The 18737-nt window shown below is 70.3% G+C and carries 17 protein-coding genes; 12 read left to right on the plus strand and 5 right to left on the minus strand.

Going from position 1 to position 18737, the window contains the following annotated elements; all coding sequences use genetic code 11:
- The first annotated feature begins 133 nt into the window (after window positions 1-133).
- Both MJ604_RS04740 and MJ604_RS04745 read left to right on the plus strand, forming a co-directional pair.
- Window positions 134-1984, plus strand: a complete 1851-nt coding sequence (locus MJ604_RS04740; RefSeq protein WP_243057143.1) for an ELWxxDGT repeat protein — start codon at window positions 134-136, stop codon at window positions 1982-1984.
- A gap of 69 nt (window positions 1985-2053) precedes the next feature.
- Window positions 2054-2380: a hypothetical protein gene (locus tag MJ604_RS04745; protein WP_243057144.1), complete on the plus strand. Its 327-nt coding sequence runs from the start codon at window positions 2054-2056 to the stop codon at window positions 2378-2380.
- Window positions 2381-2536: 156 nt separating this feature from the next.
- On the opposite strand, the gene MJ604_RS04750 is transcribed toward MJ604_RS04745, so the two are convergent.
- Window positions 2537-4156, minus strand: coding sequence for a glycoside hydrolase family protein (locus tag MJ604_RS04750; RefSeq protein WP_243057145.1), 1620 nt, complete (start codon window positions 4154-4156; stop codon window positions 2537-2539).
- A 411-nt stretch (window positions 4157-4567) separates the two neighbouring features.
- Between MJ604_RS04750 and MJ604_RS04755 the strand changes: the two genes are divergently transcribed.
- The 3 genes from MJ604_RS04755 to MJ604_RS04765 all read left to right on the plus strand — a co-directional run bounded on the left by MJ604_RS04755 (window position 4568) and on the right by MJ604_RS04765 (window position 7385).
- Window positions 4568-5074 (plus strand): SigE family RNA polymerase sigma factor, encoded by a 507-nt coding sequence (locus MJ604_RS04755; RefSeq protein ID WP_243057146.1) that lies wholly within the window; start codon window positions 4568-4570, stop codon window positions 5072-5074.
- Window positions 5071-6012, plus strand: a complete 942-nt coding sequence (locus MJ604_RS04760; protein WP_243057147.1) for a septum formation family protein — start codon at window positions 5071-5073, stop codon at window positions 6010-6012. The genes MJ604_RS04755 and MJ604_RS04760 overlap by 4 nt, the downstream gene beginning before the upstream one ends.
- A gap of 434 nt (window positions 6013-6446) precedes the next feature.
- A complete protein-coding gene (locus MJ604_RS04765; RefSeq protein WP_243057148.1) occupies window positions 6447-7385 on the plus strand; it encodes a methyltransferase domain-containing protein in 939 nt (312 codons plus the stop codon).
- 41 nt (window positions 7386-7426) lie between these two features.
- Here MJ604_RS04765 and MJ604_RS04770 read toward each other — a convergent pair whose 3' ends face one another.
- The gene (locus MJ604_RS04770) at window positions 7427-8416 is read right to left on the minus strand and encodes a DUF389 domain-containing protein (RefSeq protein WP_243057149.1); all 990 of its coding nucleotides are present in this window, start codon (window positions 8414-8416) and stop codon (window positions 7427-7429) included.
- Window positions 8417-8440: 24 nt separating this feature from the next.
- Window positions 8441-9874, minus strand: coding sequence for a PLP-dependent aminotransferase family protein (locus MJ604_RS04775; protein WP_243057150.1), 1434 nt, complete (start codon window positions 9872-9874; stop codon window positions 8441-8443).
- Window positions 9875-9936: 62 nt separating this feature from the next.
- On the opposite strand from MJ604_RS04775, the gene MJ604_RS04780 reads away from it, so the two are divergent.
- From MJ604_RS04780 to MJ604_RS04790, 3 genes are all read left to right on the plus strand, one after another.
- Window positions 9937-10590, plus strand: a complete 654-nt coding sequence (locus tag MJ604_RS04780; RefSeq protein ID WP_243057151.1) for a YitT family protein — start codon at window positions 9937-9939, stop codon at window positions 10588-10590.
- 19 nt (window positions 10591-10609) lie between these two features.
- The gene (locus MJ604_RS04785) at window positions 10610-11707 is read left to right on the plus strand and encodes an NAD(P)H-binding protein (RefSeq protein ID WP_243057152.1); all 1098 of its coding nucleotides are present in this window, start codon (window positions 10610-10612) and stop codon (window positions 11705-11707) included.
- 172 nt (window positions 11708-11879) lie between these two features.
- Window positions 11880-13268 (plus strand): vanadium-dependent haloperoxidase, encoded by a 1389-nt coding sequence (locus tag MJ604_RS04790; RefSeq protein ID WP_243057153.1) that lies wholly within the window; start codon window positions 11880-11882, stop codon window positions 13266-13268.
- 97 nt (window positions 13269-13365) lie between these two features.
- On the opposite strand, the gene MJ604_RS04795 is transcribed toward MJ604_RS04790, so the two are convergent.
- Together MJ604_RS04795 and MJ604_RS04800 are read right to left on the minus strand one after the other, a co-directional pair.
- Window positions 13366-13884 carry a M15 family metallopeptidase gene (locus MJ604_RS04795; protein ID WP_243057154.1) on the minus strand — a complete coding sequence of 173 codons (519 nt, stop codon included), beginning with the start codon at window positions 13882-13884 and terminating at the stop codon, window positions 13366-13368.
- Window positions 13885-13974: 90 nt separating this feature from the next.
- Window positions 13975-14277: a hypothetical protein gene (locus tag MJ604_RS04800; protein ID WP_243057155.1), complete on the minus strand. Its 303-nt coding sequence runs from the start codon at window positions 14275-14277 to the stop codon at window positions 13975-13977.
- Window positions 14278-14348: 71 nt separating this feature from the next.
- Between MJ604_RS04800 and MJ604_RS04805 the strand changes: the two genes are divergently transcribed.
- Genes MJ604_RS04805 through MJ604_RS04820 form a run of 4 tightly spaced genes read left to right on the plus strand, consistent with a single transcriptional unit; the run spans window position 14349 to window position 18670 of the window.
- Window positions 14349-15599 carry a toxic anion resistance protein gene (locus MJ604_RS04805; protein ID WP_243057156.1) on the plus strand — a complete coding sequence of 417 codons (1251 nt, stop codon included), beginning with the start codon at window positions 14349-14351 and terminating at the stop codon, window positions 15597-15599.
- Between the two features lies 1 nt (window position 15600).
- The gene (locus MJ604_RS04810; protein WP_243057157.1) at window positions 15601-16107 is read left to right on the plus strand and encodes a hypothetical protein; all 507 of its coding nucleotides are present in this window, start codon (window positions 15601-15603) and stop codon (window positions 16105-16107) included.
- Window positions 16104-17438 (plus strand): AAA family ATPase, encoded by a 1335-nt coding sequence (locus MJ604_RS04815; RefSeq protein WP_243057158.1) that lies wholly within the window; start codon window positions 16104-16106, stop codon window positions 17436-17438. The genes MJ604_RS04810 and MJ604_RS04815 overlap by 4 nt, the downstream gene beginning before the upstream one ends.
- Window positions 17435-18670, plus strand: coding sequence for a hypothetical protein (locus tag MJ604_RS04820; RefSeq protein WP_243057159.1), 1236 nt, complete (start codon window positions 17435-17437; stop codon window positions 18668-18670). The genes MJ604_RS04815 and MJ604_RS04820 overlap by 4 nt, the downstream gene beginning before the upstream one ends.
- Window positions 18671-18737 lie beyond the last annotated feature (67 nt).

The following is an 18737-nucleotide window of genomic DNA, read 5'->3' on the forward strand; positions in this document are numbered from 1 at the left end:
CGATACCCGACCGGACGGCACGTTGCTACCGTCGAAAGGTCCCTGGTTGACATGCCGTCGGCCTCCGGTGGTGCTCCTCTGCATGGAGCGTGACGACCAGAGGACGAGGGCACTCCGGAGGGAGGCCAGGGCCATGAGTCGACGTGTGTGCGGCGCACGGAAGAAGGCGCGCCGCGACCAGGTGTCCCGAGCGAAGGTGCTTCGGCGCCGACGCCGCCTGCGGGCGGTGACCGCGGTCTCCGCGGTGGCGGTCAGCGGCGCCGGTCTCGGAGCGGCGGCGCCGGATGCCTCGGCCGCGGAGACAGAGCTGGCCTCCGTTGCCGGCCCAGCTGCGCCGTGCGGGCGTCACCACACCAGGGGTAGCCGACCCGCGTTCCTGACTGCCCTGGACGACGTCAGCGCGGGCGCCGTGCTGATCTTCACCGCGACCGACGACGCCCACGGACTTGAGCTGTGGCGCTCCGATGGGACGAAGGCCGGGACGGCGCTGGTCTCCGATATCCGCGAAGGACCGCGCGGGTCCAGGGTCGGCTCGCCGATCGCGGTGGGTAGCACGCTGCTCTTCGCGGCGCACGACGGCGTGCACGGCAGCGAGCTGTGGCGTTCAGACGGGACCGAGGTGGGGACGACCCTGGTGGCCGACAGCATCCCGGGCGTCCGCGGCATCAACCCCGGACGGCTCACGGCGGTGGGCGACACGCTGTTCTTCAGGGCGGAGGACCGCGTCCACGGTCGGGAGCTGTGGCGCTCCGACGGAACCGCAGCCGGCACCGTCCTGGTCGAGGACATCAACCCGGGCCGCGCCGACAGCTTCCCCAGCTACGCGGCCTCGGCAGGCGGGACGGTCTACTTCACCGCCGACGACGGCGTCCACGGCGGCGAGCTGTGGCGCTCGGACGGCTCCGAGGCCGGCACCTTCATGGTCAAGGACCTGCGTGCGGGACCCGAGGGTTCCTACCCGGACACCGGGACCGGTCTGGGCGACAGGCTGTTCTTCGTCGTCGATGATGACGTCCATGGCGACGAGCTGTGGCGGACCGACGGCACTGAGGCCGGCACCGTGCTGGTCAAGGACATCGTCCCGCAGGGGGCCAGAGGTGGTGCGCCGTACGACCTGACGGCCGTCGACCAGACGCTGTTCTTCACGGTCGACGACCGCGTCCACGGCGAAGAGCTGTGGCGGACGGGCGGAACCAGACGCAGCACCGTGCTGGTCGAGGACATCCGCAGAGGTCGCGGTAGCTCGTACCCCCACGACCTGACCGCCGTCCGCGACACGCTGTTCTTCACTGCCCGGGACCGGACCCACGGGTTCGAGCTCTGGCGGTCCGACGGAACCCGGCGCGGCACCGTGATGGTCGAGGAGACCGTCGCGGGCGCCAGGCATCGGGGACCCCGCGAGCTCACCGCAGTGGGCGAGGACCTGTTCTTCCAGGCTCCGGTCGGTGAGTACGGCGGAGAGCTGTGGCGCTCCGACGGTTCGACGTCGGGCACTGTGCGGATCAAGAACATCGACCCCCACGAGGAGTACTCCCACAGCCGCAGCAACCTCTACGCGATGACCGACGTCGGCGGCACGCTCTTCATGAGTGTCGACGACGGTGTCCACGGTCGGGAGCCGTGGCGATCCGACGGCACCCGTGCGGGCACGGTGCTGGCCGAGGACATCAACAAGACCGTGATGTTCCGCGTCGCCAGACGCGGAGTCAGGGATCTGGACGCGGGCACCATGGCCATCGAGGTGACGGCCGGCGCGGCGGGGCGGTTGGTCGTCACGCCAGTGGACGGGGCGGAGGTCCGGAGATCCAGCCAGCAGCTCGCCACAGCAGGGACGGCGACGATCATCCTCAGGCCGACAGAGGCGGGCCTACGGGTTCTCCGGCGCGAGGGCCGGCTCCGCGTCAGGGCGCAGTTCACCTACGCGCCGTGCAGCGGCCCGCCGACCTCCAGCGAGACCCGCGGGCTCACGCTCGCCCTGCCATGACCCGGCACGACCGAGGTTCGCCGATTGGGCCGCCGCCTGTACCTCGACGACGGAGCTGGAGGACGAAGCATGTGGGCGAAGACGATGGTCGCCGCGTCCGCCATGACCGCGGCGGCAACGACCGCGGCTGGTTGTCGAAGCGATGTCGATCTCAGCGGAGACCCCAATGGGCAGGAGGCCTGCGACCAGCTCGTGGTTGCCCTGGAGAGCTCTGACGACGTCGCCGCGAACTTCGAGGCGCTGACGCTCGCGGCGAAGGCGGCAGCAGACGCCGAGACCACTGCGATCAAGGCGGCCGTGAACGAGCCCATCGAGGGACTCGACGACGTCCCGACCGTCGACATCGAGAAGCTGAGCGCCGCCTGCGAAGACGCGGGGGTCGAGATTCCGGAGTGAAGACCCGTGTGCGCGCTGTCCCGTGCCCCCGCCGAGGGTCTCGGCCTGATCTGTCGAAACGAGGAGGCAGAGGGACGACCTGGCTGTCGCCCGGCCACATCGCAACGCCCAGTGCGAGCAGCAGGGAAGCCGATGCGGCCGGTCGCGGGGCAGTGCTCAGGCCGTGTAGACGCCGGTCGAGAACAGCTTGGCTTCGCGGTCGCGCCTGCGGGTCAGGCCGTTGGAGACCACTTTCTGGCCGTTGATCGTGACCTTGTTCCACCGCTTGAGCTGGGCGGGGACCGCCTCGGGGTGGCCGGAGTTGAGCTTCTGCAGCAGCGTGGAGGTCTCGAAGTTCCCGACGCCGACGTTGAACGTGAACGACACCAAGGCGTCGAACTGCTCCTGGGTCAACGGCACCGTGACATGGCTGGCGACGGAGTCGATCATCGAGCGGGCGTCCTGGCGCATCAGCTTGGCCGCCTTGGCGCGGGTGATGCCATTCTCGAGGCCTCCCTCGGTGGCGCGACAGTTGCCGGGGTGCACGAGGTGCCCGACACCGATGGTGCAATGCCCGGCCTGATCGTTGTAGAGCGTCGAGCTGAAGCCCTCGAACTCGATGATGAAGTCCTCACCGCGTGAGCTGAGGGTCAGTGTCGACGGCGGTGCCCCGGCGCGGGCGAACTGCCGGTGGGGGAACAGCACGGCGAACTGCCGCAGACCGAGGATGCCGTCCGCGTCGTTGACGTCGCCGATGGAGATCTGCCACGCCCGGACGGCGGCAACCGTCGCGTCGTCGTAGCGGCCCGTGATGGTCAGCCCGGCGTCAGCGACGCGGTTGAGCCGATGCTGCAGCCGCTGGACCGACTGGTTCGAGCGACCGGGCACCAGTTGCTTCAGATCGACCCGCGGCCGCTCCTGCGCGGGCTGGTCCGGGTCCGGGGAACCCGTCCCCGTCGTGTTGCCGCCGCTGTCGGGGCGTGCATGCCCGTCGGTCCCTTCATCGATCCGCTGGTCGGAGTCGGGGACGGCGCCGGTGCGCAGGTCGAACCGCTTGTCCGGGAAGAGCAGCCGCGCGGTCAGCTCGCCGCCGTCCTGGGTGCGGGGGTCGAACATCTCCCCGTCCGCGCCGGCGCCGGTGAACCGGGCGATCCGGGACTGGAACCTGCCGACCGCCTTCTTGGTGGCGTTGTCGTAGCTCCCGGTGGTGTCCAGGTCGATGTCGAGCACCTCGCGGAGCCGCTTCTGGAGGATCCGCACGCTCTCGGAGCCGGTGTTGCCCAGGAAGAGGGCTCGGTGGAAGACCCGCTGCCGGTCCCCGTTCTCGGGGAGTCCTTGTGGGTTGCCGACAGTGCCGAGTGGGAAGTGGGGCTCGAACCATCCGAGGTACTTCAAGTTGAGATCGTCCTCGATCTTCGCCAACGACAGCGGACGGACCCGCCCTCCGTCGAGGTCGTTGTTGGCCAGGACGATCACCCCCTGGGCGTCGGACTTCACCACCGTCGCGATGTGTCCGAAGCGGCCCGGATTCCCGAAGATGGCGAGTCCACCGACGGGTGGCTTGCGGTCGCCGGGGTGCTTGAAGTCGGGCTTCGCCGTGGCCCAGAAGTCCGCGACGTCGTGATCGCTGTCACCGTCGGCGTCCGCGACATTGCTGGCCGCGTACCCGTACGCGCGAGCAGCCAACCGCAGGCAGAACTGCTCCCACTCCTTCGTGTCCCGGTCCGCCTCACCGCGCAGAAACGTGATCGCGTCGTCGACGCTCCACGGGGTGTCGTGTGTCGGGGCCTTGTCCATGACTCGTTCCTCCACTCCCATCGCTGTACCGGCACCTGCCCTGACGGGCTGGCCGGGCGAGCGTCTGAGGGTGAGCGGAAGGACGACCGCTCACCTTTGACGCCTCGTTGCACAGGAGCAAGACGGACGCGACTCGATACATGAAGGCGGCGGAGTGATGCTGCCGCTGTCGCGGCGGAGTGGGCGTCTCCGACGCGTGCTCGGCGGCTGGGTCGCGCCGCCGGCGCGGCGGCGTTACTTGCTGCCCGGTTGGCGCCGTGCCTACGTGGATCCGCAGTTGGTGGGTGGTCGACCGCCTCGTGTCGGAGGAGGCTGTGATCGGGCAACCTTTTCGTGTCTTCGACGCGTCTTGGTAGGGATGTCAGCACCCCGGTCGGCATCCGAGCCCAGCTAGCCGAGGGTCGTGGTCGTATGGCGGAGGAATCGGAATTCAACGAGTTCGTCGCCGCGCGGTCTCAGGCCCTGGTGCGGTCGGCGTACCTGCTGACTCAGGACGAAGGCAGGGCTGAGGACTTAGTGCAGACCGCACTCACCAAGGCCTGGTTCGCGTGGAGTCGCATCGACGACCCAGAGGCGTACGTTCGCCGGATCATGGTCACCACGTCCGCATCGTGGTGGCGTCGCCGCTGGATACGGGAGAGTCCGACCGACGAGCCACCTGCGCAGCTACGTGATTCGGGAGGTTCTGAGGCCACCGCTGACGAGGGGCAGGACCTGTGGACCGCGATCGGACGATTGCCTCGCCGGCAGCGCGCGGTCGTGGTCCTGCGCTACCTGGAGGACCGCACCGAGACCGACACTGCACAGTTGCTCGGCTGCTCTGTAGGGACGGTCAAGAGCCAATGCGCGAAGGCGCTGGCCAAGCTCAGGTTGGACACCGCACTGGCGCCTGCCTCGGATGAAGGGAGCGTGTCATGAACGGCGAAGACCTCAAGTTCCTGGCCGAGCGCTCCTGGACCCTCGAGGACCGGACCCCCGAGCGCCTCGTTGACGTACACCACCGCATCGCGGCCCACCGGCGGCGGAGAGCCGCCACGGCGCTGGCGACGGTAGCCGTGGTCCTGGTGGTGCTGGCCCTCGGTATCGCCCTGGCCACCACGGGGACCACTGGGGACATCCCTGACCCGGCCCCGACGCCCACACCGGCACCGAACTCGGCGCCGATCAAGCCAGCTGAGGGGACGTGCTGGGCCGTGCCCGCCAAGCTGGTTGTCGACCCGGACCACTGGGTGGACGACTCGGACCAGGTGTCCTGCGACCAGAAGCACACGACACAGACCGCGGCCGTGCTGGTGTTGGACGAGCCGACGATCGAGGATGCACAGAGGCGGATCGACCCGTGCGAGGGGTACGTACTCCGGTACGTCGGTGTCAGCCAGGACTCCTGGATCCCGTGGAGCTGGGTTGCGTTCCTGCCCTCCCAGGAGGAGATCGATGACGGCGCGTCCTGGGTCCGCTGCGACCTGGTGTTCCCCACTACGTGGGAGTACGCCGGCGCCCACGCGACCACCGGGAGCGGCGCTGGCATCGCCGACAACCCGCCGACCGACCGCTGGGGCTGCTTCAACACGCTGCCCACCGACAAGACCGACCAGCCCTACGTGCCGTGCGACAATCCACACGTCTACGAGGCGACGGGGACGCCCACCTTCATCGACGGGCTCACCGCCTATCCATCCGTAAGCGACCTCGAGACTGCGACCGACGAGCAGTGCCTCCCAACCGTTCCCGATAAGTTCCAGGGCATGGCCATCACCGCCGCCTGGAGCCCTCGCTCGACCTTCACCCCGGGCGGCAGCGTCCTTGGAGCGTGCTTCGCCTACAACTCCGACAGGTCACCACTTCCCGCCAGGTGAGGACGTGCAGAGGAACATGGCCAGGAACCCGGCTCGAGAAATCTGGCAATCGGCGTTCACGCAACACAGGTGCGTGGAGCGCGGGAGTCCTCCCGCCGTCAGGTCGGCGGCCAACCGGCGTACCACCACCGCATCCAGCGACGAAATGCACAAGAGCGGCTACTGGACGATTCCGGTAGGACCGGTGTCCGGCCAGACTCGGTCCAGGTGGTCGGCGGGGCGCAGGCTCGGCTCGATGCTCAGAATGGCGCTCTTGCGGAGGGATGGTCACGCAGGTGTGATGCCGCGACGTGCACTGTCTCGGGTTCTCTCGCCCTTGGCAGTTGTGGCCAGGGTCCTTGTGTCCGTGTGGGCACCCCCGCCCAACCCTTGTGGTCGGGACTGCGCGTGGGTTTGATTGTGCGGACAGTATCTGGGAGCCAGCAGGGGGAAAAGTGTTCGCCGACGACTACCCGCGGTTCATCGAACTCAGCGAGTCCACTCCGGAATGGCAGGACCACCGGCCAAACCGACGCAGCGCCAGCGAGCAACGGAGCCGCATGAATGAGCGCTACGAGGCGCTGTTCGCCAGCAACCGAGACATCCTCGAGGGGGCGCGGGTGCTCGATCTCGCCAGCCACGATGGGCGATACTCGTTCGCCGCGCTGAAGACCGGGGCTGCGCACGTAACTGGGGTTGAGGTCAGGCAGAGTCTCATCGACAGGGCTCAGGAGGCATTCGCCTTCTACGGCCAGGATCCGGCGACCTACCGCTTCGTGTGCGGCGACATGTTCGAGGTACTGGCCCGGGAGAAGTTCGACGTCGACGTGGTGCTGTGCTTCGGGTTCCTCTATCACACCTACCGGCACACGGAATTGATGTACCGCCTCCACAACCTGGCACCACGGCACCTGATCGTCGACACGATGGTCACCCGTGAGACGCGGCGGACCCTCAAAGTGATTCGCGAACGTGACGTCGAGGACATCCGCAGTGCGGCCCAGGATGCCTGGGCAGTGCGTCAGGTGCTGGTGCTGCGGCCCTCGGTGCCTGCGCTGCGGATGCTGCTGCGCTCCTATGGCTTCGAGATCGAATCCATGTACGACTGGAAGGGCAGGCTGAACGGCCGGCCGCCCGTGCCTGGTGTCGACGGCTACGCGAAGGGCACGCGAGTGAGCCTGAGGTGCCGCTCCCGCGAACCGGCGATCACGCCCGGATGGGAGCGGGTGGCTACTCTTCCGACCGCGGTCGGCCCCCGGCCCCACAAGGGCGGGCGCAAACCGAGCCCGACACCACCCCCCGCGCAGTCGGCCGGTGAGTGGCGCGAACGGGTCAACAAGATGCTGGCCAAAGCCACTGGTTACGAATTGCGGCGCGCTTCCACCAAGCGTTGACGGTGGCCGGGCTTCTTTCTGGCCGAACTGACGCGGCGCGCTCAGTCGTCGCCCACGTCCCCGATCGTCGTGTCCGACCCGACGGAGGCGTCGACGTGCACGGTGACGCCGTCGGGGACGACGCCGTGCAGCGCGTCCAGCAGGCTGTCGTACGACGGCAGGTCGCCGGTGTGGCGGACGCTGATGTGGACGTCGGTGAGCGAGGTGAAGTCGACGCCGGTGACCGAGGCGTCGGGGGTGGGGGCGAGCCACTGCTCGGTCGTCGACCGGACCTCGGAGGTGTAGTGGTCGAGGGCGTAGACGGCGGCGGTGTTGCCGATCAGCGGGATGGCGATCACGACGGCGAGGGTCGTGATGACCAGGCCCTGGCGGCGGTGTGAGGTCGCGCCGGCCGGGTTGAGGGTCGCGAAGATCAGGACGCCGGCGGCGACCATCGCGAGCAGGTTGGAGAGGAAGAGGACGAGGGCGCCAAGGGCAAGGTCGGGGGCGCCCTGGCCGAGGCAGACGCCGACGACGGCGAGGGGCGGGACCAGGGAGATCGCGATCGCGACGCCGGGGAGGACAGCGGCGACGTCGCGTCGGGACAGGGCGATCGAGCCGGCGAAGCCGGTGGCGATGGCGGCCGCGAGGTCCGCGAGCCCGGGTGACGTACGGCTGGAGATCTGGCTGTTGCCGAGCAGCGAGATGTCCTGGGGCACGGCCAGCGAGAACGCCACGCCGATCGCGACCACGACGACGGCGCCGAGGGTCACGTAGACGAGAGAGCCGTTGCGATGGCCGAGGACGATGCCGAGCGCGATGCCCATGATCGGCGTCGACAGCGGGGCGATGATCATGGCGCCGATGACCGTGGCGGTCGAGTCACCGAGGACGCCGGCGCTGGCGATGATCGACGAGAGCACGAGCATCGCCCAGAACGCCGACTGCTTCGCCCGGGCGTCACCGGAGCGGAGGTTCAGGTCGTCGTCGAGCTCCTCGGGAGTACGGCGCTGGCTGTCGGGGAGCAGGCGTTCACGCAGGGTCTCGACCATGCCTGCATAGTGCGGCTGCCAGCGTCAGGCGACCATCACCCGATTCGTGCGACTCGGGCCCGACGGGCGGGACCGTACGACGGCCCAGGCCTCGGCGACCCGTCGCGCGGCCTCGGTGAGCTCGTCGGCCGGGCGGGTCCAGGGGATGCGGACGAACGAGTCGAGTCCGCCTTCCGCGGCGAACACCGGGCCGGGGGCGATGATCACGCCGCGGCGCTCGGCCTCGGCCGCGACGGCCGTGGCGTGCGTGCCGGGCAGCCGGCACCACAGGGCGAGGCCGCCGGTGGGCAGGTGGAACCGCCAGTCGGGCAGCAGCTCGGTGATGGCGGAGGAGAGCGCGTCGCGCTGCTCGCGCAGCCGCTGCCGGTTCTCGTCGAGGATCGCGGTGGCGTCCGCGAGCAGCCGGACCATCACGAGCTGCTCGTAGACCGGGGCGCCGAGGTCCAACGACACCCGCGCCTGGGTGAGCCGGTCCATCTGCTCGCGCGGCGCGCGGATCCAGCCGAGCCGCAGCCCGCCCCAGAACGACTTGCTGGCGCTGCCGATCGTGATCGTCTCGGGCAGGAACGACGCGAACGGTCGCGGCATCGGCTGCCCCTCGAGCGCCAGCTCCTGGTGCGCCTCGTCGACGATCGGGACCGTGTGGGCACGGCGCAGGTGCGCGGCGAGCTGCTCGCGCTGCGCGTCGGTCATCAGGTGGCCGGTCGGGTTCTGGAAGTCCGGGATCAGGTACGCCAGCTTCGGCGACGTCTGGCGCAGCGTGGCCGCGACCGCGTCGAGGTCCCAGCCGTCCGGGTCGACCGCCGACGGCACCAGCCGGGCGCCGGCGTGCCGCAGCGCGTCGGTGGCGTTGGGATAGGTGGGCGACTCGACGAGCACGCGATCGCCGGGCGACGTGAACGCCTGGGCGATGACGGCGCCCGCGGTCAGCGCGCCCGGCGTCACCATGATCTGCGCGGGATCGGTCGGCAGCCCGCGTGCGTCGTACGTCGCCGCGATCGCGCGCTGGAGCTCGGGCAGGCCGGCGGGGAAGTACCCGTGACCGCCGAGGTACGGCGGGAGGTCGGCCGCGGCGGCGGCGTACGCAGCCGCGAGCTGGGGCGGGGCGGACGGTGCGGCGCAGTTCAGGTCGATCGCGTCGGAGTCGCCGGGCCGGGGGAGCAGCGCCCGGTCGTGCGCCCGCGCCCGCCCGCCGGGCACCCGGGTGAACGTGCCCGCGCCCTGCCGCGCCTCGGCGTACCCGCCCTCGCGCAGCGCGACGTACGCGCGCGTCACCGTGGTCCGCGAGACCCCGAGCGCGTCGGTGAGCTCGCGCTCGCTGGGCAGCCGGGTGCCGAGGCCGATCCGGCCGTCGCCGATGAGCAGCGTGAGCGCGTCGGCGAGGCCGGCGTACGCGGGGGAGCGGTCGAAGCCCTCGACCAGGGTGGCCACCCGAGAGGCGGAGATGGTGCGCGACATGCAGACCACTCTTGCACGATTGGCTATTTCAGAGAAGGCCAATCTGTCGCCAGACTGGTCCCGTGACCACGATCGCCACCGCACCCCGGACGCTCGCCGACCTCGGCCCGATCGCGCAGCTGCGCGCCGGCCGGCTCGGTCGCCGGCTCCCGCAGCTGTACGCCGGCCTCGTGGCGTACGGCGTCTCGCTCGGGATGATGATGCGCGGCGACCTGGGCCTCGCGCCGTGGGACGTGCTCCACTCCGGGCTCACCGAGCACTTCCCGATCACGATCGGGCAGGCGGTCGTGATCATGTCGTTCGTCGTGCTGCTGCTCTGGATCCCGCTGCGCGAGAAGCCCGGCCTGGGCACCATCTCCAACGCGCTGATCGTCGGCTTCTCCGCCGACGCCACGCTCGCGCTGCTCGACCGACCCGACAACATCGCCGCGCGGGTCGCGCTGATGGTCGGCGGCATCGTGCTCTGCGGCCTCGCGACCGCGATGTACATCGGCGCCCAGCTCGGGCGCGGCCCCCGCGACGGCCTGATGACCGGGCTCGCGCGGCGTACCGGCCTCTCGCTCCGCCTGGTCCGCACCGGCCTCGAGATCACCGTCGTGATCATCGGCCTGCTGCTCGGCGGGACGCTGGGCCTGGGCACGGTTCTGTACGCGCTGGCGATCGGTCCGCTGACCCAGATGATGCTTCCGGCCTGGATCGTTCCCCTGGAAAAGTGAATGTGTATATGATCTACACATGGCTTACAGCACCATCACGGACCTCGACGCCGCCGCCGCGCAGAAGTACAGCCACGAGCTGCTCGACCGCGTCCTGAGCACCGAGTCGACCACCTACGTCACCGGCCCGACGGGCAACGGCAACGGCGAGCGCGTGCTCGTCCTGGGCGGCACCGGCTACATCGGCCGCGCCCTCGTCCCCGAGCTGGCCCGCCGCGGCTACAAGCCGGCCGTGCTGTCGCGCAGCGCCGAGGTGAAGAACGAGGCGGAGTACGCCGACGCCGAGGTCATCGTCGGTGACGCCACCAAGGCCGCCGACGTCGCCGCCGCGGTCGCCGCCGCGCCGACCGCGGTCGTGATCTCGCTGCTGTCGGGCCGCAAGCCCAACGACGCCGAGGACTGCCGCCAGGTCGACCACGAGGCCGTCGTCCACGGCATCAAGGCCGCGGTCGCGAACGACGTGAAGCAGTTCATCCACATCAGCGACTACGGCGTCTACCGCCCCGAGCTGATCCCCCAGGTCTACAAGATCCAGGTCGAGGGCGAGCTCATCGGCGAGCACCACGGCAACATCCCGTGGACGATCATCCGCCCGACGGCGTACTTCCCGTACCTCTCGGTCGCGTTCGGCGACGTCAAGAACGACCTGGCGTACCGCATCTACGACCACGGCGAGTGGAACGTCGTCAACCCGATCGCGCGCGAGGACCTGGCGGAGTTCATCGTCAACCAGGTGCTGAACGACGACGCGATCGGCCGCATCCTCCCGGTCGGCGGTCCCTGGAACGCCGACAACACCGTGACCCTCAAGGGCGCCGGCGAGTTCATGTTCGAGCTCAACGGCAAGGAGCCCAAGTGGGAGGTCATCACCATGGCCAGCTGGGACAAGAAGATCGCCCGGCTCTCGAAGCTGAGCAAGCTGAGCAAGCAGCTCAAGCCCGTCGTGTTCTACCTCGAGGCCGCGAAGTACTGGTCGGTCGTCCACCACGTCGCGCCGGCGTACGGCAACCGCACGCTGAAGGGCTTCATGGAGAAGCTCGTCGACCGCGAGTTCCCGACCGGGAGCTACCGCGAGCGCATGCGTTCCGGCACGAACGTGATGCCCACTGACATCTGAGGGTGAGATGGAGCAACAGCCCCGGGGCGATCCCCTGGGGCTGTTGTGATTTCTGGGCACTCGATCTCAGCAACCTGCGGGATGCGACCGCACGTCGCGCACTGGTAGACCTGGGAACGGCGATATCGCGAAGGACCTCCGGGGACGGGCCCTCTTGCTCGAGGAGGAAGCGATGAGGTCACACCTGAAGTTGGTCGGCGCAGGCGTCGTCCTGGCGCTCGCGGTCGGCGGCGCGTCCGCACCGGCGAGCCAGGCGAGCGGACCTGGCCACGGACACGGGCCGGACGTGAGCGGCGACGCCGTCCGGGCCTGGAACCAGATCGCGGTCGACACCCTGATCGGGCTGCCCGGCCCGGCCGGGGGTGCGCCGCCCGCGGCGGCGGTCCACGTCGGCATGGTCCAGGGGGCGGTGTTCGACGCCGTCAACGCGATCGCGCACCGGGAGTTCCGGCCGTACCTGCTCCACAAGCGGTTCCCACGCTGGGCCTCGCAGGACGCCGCGACCGCTGCCGCGGCGTACGGCGTGCTCCACGACATCGTGTCGACCGTCCCGGTCGGTCTGACCGACGAGCAGCGAGCCACGCGGCTCGCCACCCTCGACACCCAGTACGCCGACGCGCTCGCCGCCGTACCCGACGGCTGGGCGGAGACCAAGGGTGTCGCCGCCGGCGAGGCCGCGGCCGCCGCGATGATCGCCGACCGCCAGGGCGACGGCCGGTTCGGCCCCTCGCAGTGGGTGCCGAACTCGGCTCCCGGTCACTGGTCCCCGTCACTGGATCCGGTCACGAACCAGCCGATCCTCGACCCCACGCCGTGGGTCGGTGGCGTGCGGCCGTTCACGATGACGTCGTCGTCGCAGTTCCGCACGGCCGGGCCGCTGGCGCTCACCAGCACCCAGTGGGCCACGGACTTCAACGAGGTCAAGGCGATCGGCTCGGCGACCAGCGCCGTCCGGACGGCCGAGCAGGGCTACATCGCCCGGTGGTGGCAGAGCACGCCGGTGCGGAGCTGGAACGAGGTCGCCCGCGACCTCGCCGACCGCAACGACCTGAACGCGCTCGACACCGCCCGGATGCTCGCGCTGGCGAACCTCAGCGGGGCCGACGCGGCCATCAACTGCTGGAACGACAAGTACTACTGGGACTTCTGGCGTCCGCTGAACGCGATCCGCCGCGCCGCGGAGGACGGCAACGCGGGGACCGAGCCCGATGCCGCGTGGACACCGCTGATCTCGGCGCCGTACCCGGACCACCCGTCCGGTCACCTGTGCCTGGACGGCGCGTACACGACGATCCTGAGGGCGTACTTCGGCAACACGATCCAGGGCGGCTACTCGATCACGAGCGTCTCGTCGCTGCTGCTGGCGGGGGAGGCCACCGTCCGGACCTTCGGATCCTTCTCCCAGGTGCTGGACGAGATCGTCGAGGCCAGGATCTGGGCCGGCCTGCACTTCCGCACGGCTGACCGGCAGGGCAAGTGGCTGGGGATCAGGGTCGCCTGGCACGCAGGCACGCACTACCTGCGGCCGTTGCGGCACCACCACCACGGACATCACGGCTGACACCCTCCGGACCACGCCGGTCCTAGCGGCTACACCTCCCGGGCGGGCTCGATGGCCCGGTGCACCGCCGCTGGACCGGTGTGGTCGACGCGCGCGCTCAGCCCCGGTAGCTGCTGTCGGGCAGCATCTCCGGGCAGGTGCCCCCGGGCGACGTGGCCAGCTCGAAGTGCCAGGCCTCGTTCGCGAAGACCTGGCACAGGCCGTACGCCGCGCCGTGCTCGCCCAGCCACGCCGCGCCCTCGGGCGGACCGATGTCGAGGGCGTCGCCGGTGACGTGCGCGGATCCGTCCGGGGTGGCGACGTACCGGCGCGCCTCGTCCTCGCTGCCGTACCGCTGCACGGCCTCGTCGAACAGCCGCTGCTGGTGCGCCCGGCTGCGCCAGCCGCTGTTGACGACCAGCGTCACGCCGTCGGTGCGCGCGTCCTCCTTCGCGCCGATGAAGGCCAGGCGGAGCTCGGGATCGACCCTGCTGGTCGTCGCGGAGCCCTGCGGGAGGTGCACGGCCGGGCGGAAGAGGGGCTGCGCGCCAGGCCCGAGGGAGTCGTCGCTCCCGCAGCCCAGGGCCACGAGGGCGACGGCGAGGAGGGCAGCCGGGAGGCGGAGGTTCGTGAGCACGTCTCGACGGTAGGAAGCGCGGACCCCCTCGCACCTCGGCCGCAGGTGCCGGACAGCGGGACCTGAGGACCACGTTCGTCCTCCCGGAGGTCAGCGCCGCTGCATCTCCCAGGCGAGCTCGATCGCGGCGCGTACGCCTGCCGGGTCCGCGTCGTCGAGGTACGCCTCGACCTTGTGGTGCGCCTCCATCCGCGGAGGTACGCCGAAGCTGCCCGGGTAGCTGTCCAGCAGCGACTCCCGCCTGGCCAGCGGCACGCGGATCACGGCCGTCCGCGGGTCGTCGAGACGGACCACCAGGCGGTCGCGGACGTACCACGCGGGACGCGCCTCGGTGCCCTTGCGCTTCACCCCCGGCAGCGACTCGGCGTACCGGCCGACCTCCTCGGGGGTCATGTGCGCAGCGTAGTTGCGGGAGGTCTGCAAGACTCTGGCTCGCAGGGGCCGAACGTCGCTCGGAGGATGCCATGACCACACCAGCTGGAGAGTCTGACGCGGGTGCGGCTGCCGTCGCGCCGCTGACCCCGCCCGACGCGTCGCTGACGCTCGTCGCCCCGGAGGCGCCGGCCCCGGTGGCGGCCACGCAGGCGCCGAAGATGGCGCCGCAGGTGCCGGCCGCCGTGCTTCCGGAGCTCGACGCCAAGGTCGAGGGCTTCATGAGCGCGCTGAGCAGCACGGCCGTTGGCAGCCCGGAGTTCGCGAAGCAGGCCGAGAGCGTGCGCACCATGGGTGACGACGACATCCGTCGCGCCGCCGAGACGTCGAACCGGATGCTCCAGCAGCCGGTCAAGGCGCTCAAGGACGGCGGCATCTCCGAGGGCTCGGCCGTCGGCAAGACGCTGCTCGAGCTGCGGCGGGCCGTCGAGGACCTCGACCCCAGTCAGGCCACCGGCGCCAAGCGCTGGCTGGACATGCTGCCGTTCGGCGACAAGGTCACCGACTACTTCCGGAAGTACCAGTCCGCGCAGAGCCAGCTCAACGGCATCCTGCACAGCCTGCGCAACGGCCAGGACGAGCTCACCAAGGACAACGTCGCGCTCAACCTCGAGAAGACGAACCTCTGGGCGTCGATGGGCCGGCTCAACCAGTACGTCTACGTCGCCGAGCAGCTCGACACGAAGCTGTCGGCGAAGATCGCCGAGCTCGAGCTCACCGACCCGGATGCTGCGAAGACGCTGCGGCAGGACGTGCTGTTCTACGTCCGCCAGAAGCACCAGGACCTGCTGACCCAGCTGGCCGTCTCGATCCAGTCGTACCTCGCGATCGACATCATCATCAAGAACAACATCGAGCTCATCAAGGGCGTCGACCGGGCGTCGACGACGACGGTCTCCGCGCTGCGTACGGCGGTCATCGTGGCGCAGGCGCTGGGGAACCAGAAGCTCGTGCTCGACCAGATCTCGGCGCTCAACACGACCACCTCCGGGATGATCGAGCGCACCTCGGAGATGCTCAAGGACAACTCCGCGCAGATCCAGGAGCAGGCGGCCTCGTCGAGCATCGGGATCGAGCAGCTGCAGGCGGCGTTCGCGAACATCTACGCGACCATGGACTCGATCGACGAGTTCAAGCTCCAGGCGCTCGACAACATGTCGCAGACGATCGGGGTGCTCGAGACCGAGGTCGACAAGTCGAAGGCCTACCTCGACCGGGTCCAGGCGCACGACGCGCGCAACGCGGCCGGCACCCTCGACCTGTCGACGCTGCCGAACAGCTGACGTGGGCCTGAAGTCGTGGCTGGGGCGCCGACGCGGTGAGGAGCAGGCGGCGGCCGTCCCGTCCGCACCCACCGAGCAGGACATCCTGGCTGCGCTCAACCGCGTCAACGCCATGCTCACCGAGGGCAACGCGCCGCCGGTCATCACCTCGCGGGTGCAGCGGATCGCGCGCACCATCCGCGACACGCTCCCGCAGCTGCGGCACCTCGGTGTCGGCACGATCGAGAGCTACTCGGTGATGGCGACGGCGACCGACTACCTCCCGGAGGCGGTCGGCGGCTACCTGCGGCTGCCGCGCGAGTGGGCCGACACCCGCCCGATCGACGGCTACAAGACCTCGCTGATGGTGCTCATCGACCAGCTCGAGCTGCTCGCCGCCACCATGGACAAGATCCTGGACGCGGCCAACCGCGCCGACGCGCAGGCGCTGATCGCGCACGGCATGTTCCTGCAGGCCAAGTTCGGCCCGCCCTCCGGGCCCGACCTGACGTTGGGACCGACGGCATGAACCTCACCGAGGCGCTGGAGGCGCTCGAGGCGGCTGCGACCGCGGCCGGCGTCGACCCCGCGGAGGCGCGCGCCGAGGGGGAGCGGCTGGCCGCGACCGTCGCCGAGCCCGCCAAGGGTGCGTATGTCGACTGGGCCGAGCAGACCGCGGGCGGGGCCGGCAACGGGCGCACCGCCGAGGACTTCATGGCCGCCGCGTCCAAGGGCCGCCGCTACCGCTCCGCGCCGACGCCGACGATGAGCGCCCTCGCGCTGTCCGGGTCGGCGCACGCCGCGGCGTACGCCAAGGCGCTGGCGGACGTCGCCGTCGCCGGAAGTGGCCTGGGGGAGCCCAACGCCCGCACGGTCGGCAACGCGGCCACCGCCGCCTCGGCCCAGCTCGGTCAGGCGCCGGCCCCCGCGCCGAACCTGCCGAACCTGCCGAACCTGCCGAACCTGCCGAACCTGCCCGTGCAGGCGGCCCCTCCCGCTGAGACACCGCCCGAGCCCGCGAAGGAGCCCGAGCCGGAGCCGAAGACCGTGGAGGAGCTGCTCGCCGAGCTCGACGCCCTGGTGGGTCTCGAGGCGGTGAAGGCGGAGATCCACCGCCAGGCCGCCGTACTGCGTGTCGAGGGGCTGCGGGCCGAGGCCGGTCTGAAGGCGCCGACGATCACGCGGCACATGATCTTCAACGGCAACCCCGGCACCGGGAAGACCACGGTCGCGCGGCTGGTCGCCGGGATCTACCGCGCGCTCGGTCTGCTCTCGAAGGGACAGCTGATCGAGGTCGACCGCTCCGAGCTGGTCGCGGGCTACCTCGGCCAGACCGCGATGAAGACCGCCGAGGTCGTGAAGTCCGCCGAGGGCGGGGTGCTGTTCATCGACGAGGCGTACTCGCTCTCCGGCGACCAGTACGGCACCGAGGCGATCGACACCCTGGTCAAGGAGATGGAGGACAAGCGCGACGACCTGGTGGTGATCGTGGCCGGGTACCCGCTGCCGATGGCGGTGTTCATCGCGCAGAACCCCGGCCTCGAGAGCCGCTTCCGCACCACCATCGACTTCGCCGACTACACCGACGACGAGCTCGCCGACATCTTCGAGGTGATGGCGTCCGCGGCGGAGTACGACGTGGCCGAGCCCGTCGTCGCCCGGCTGCGCGAGATCCTCGGGACCGTGACGCGCGGGCCGACCTTCGGCAATGCTCGGTACGTGCGGAACCTGCTCGAGGCGGCGATCGGCGCCCACGCCTGGCGGCTGCGCGACATCGAGTCGCCGACCGTCGAGCAGCTGCGCACGATCCGTGCCGAGGACCTCGCGCCGGTCGACGTGGAGGAGGAAGAGGCCTCATGACCCAGACGCAGGTGGACTCGTCGCACGAGGCCCAGCTGACCAAGCAGCTCGTCCAGGAGGACGTGCCGAGGCTGCTCAGCCGCTGGCAGCTGGTCGCCGTCCTGGCGTGCCTGCTGTTCGCGATCCTGACCGCGACCATCCAGGTGCTGTCGTGGAACGCGAACCGCCAGGCCGCCAACAACACCGAGCAGCTGGTGCGGGTGCAGAACATCCAGTCGACGCTGTTCCGCGCCGACGCGCTCGCCACCACCGCGTTCCTCACCGGCGGCCTCGAACCGCCCGAGCAGCGCGCGGCGTACGACGAGGCGATCGAGACGATCACCCGCCAGATCGCCGAGGCGGCCGAGGCCCAGCCCGCCGACCGCGACGCGCTGGCGGCCCTGAACACCGCGGTCACCGAGTACAACGCGACGATCGCGCAGGCGCGCGCCAACAACCGGCAGGGCTTCCCGGTGGGTGCGGAGTACCTCCGGACCGCGTCGGCCGGACTGCGCGACACCGCCGTCGAGGGGTCGGCGATCCCGATCGTGCAGGCGCTCGTCGCCGCGAACGCCGAGCGCGCCGAGGACGAGCTCAACGCCCAGCACCCGTTCCTGATCCTCCTGCCGGGCCTGGCCGCGCTGGGCGTCCTCTACTGGGTCAACCGCCAGCTGGCACGGAGGTTCCACCGCCGGATCAACATCGGTGTCGCTGCGGCGTTCGCGACCGTCGTCGTCCTGACGGTGGTGGGGTTCTTCGTCGCCGCGATCCAGGCGAGCAGCAACAACGACCTCGAGGCCGGCAGCTACGACACGTCGTACCGCGAGTCCACGGCACGCACCGCCGCCAACGACGCCAAGGCCAACGAGAGCCTGCGGCTGATCTCGCGCGGGTCCGGCCAGGTGTACGAGGACCGCTGGGTGGTCGCGTCGGAGACCGTCGAGGACAACGCCTCGACGGAGACGCTGCCGTACTGGGCCGACTACGTCGCGGTCCACCAGGACGTCGTCCGGCTCGACACCGAGGGTCAGTACGACCAGGCGGTGGAGCTGTCGACGACCGACACGACGCTCGACGCGTTCGACGCCCGGTCGCAGGAGGTCATCGCGGACGCCGGCTTCCAGACGACCGACGCGCTGCGTGGTGGCAACACGGGGATCCTGGTCCTCGGGTTCTTCACCCTGGCGATCGGCATCGCCGCCGCGGGGTTGGTGACGTGGGGAATCGGCCTGCGGCGGAGGGAGTACGCATGACCCACCCCACGAAAGCGCGCCCTTCCCCCGCTTCGCTCCTCCAGGACCCGCTTCCGCGGGGACCCCG

The sequence above is a fragment of the Nocardioides sp. SR21 genome (genome assembly GCF_022761125.1).
In the GTDB taxonomy this organism is placed as follows: Bacteria; Actinomycetota; Actinomycetes; order Propionibacteriales; family Nocardioidaceae; genus Nocardioides.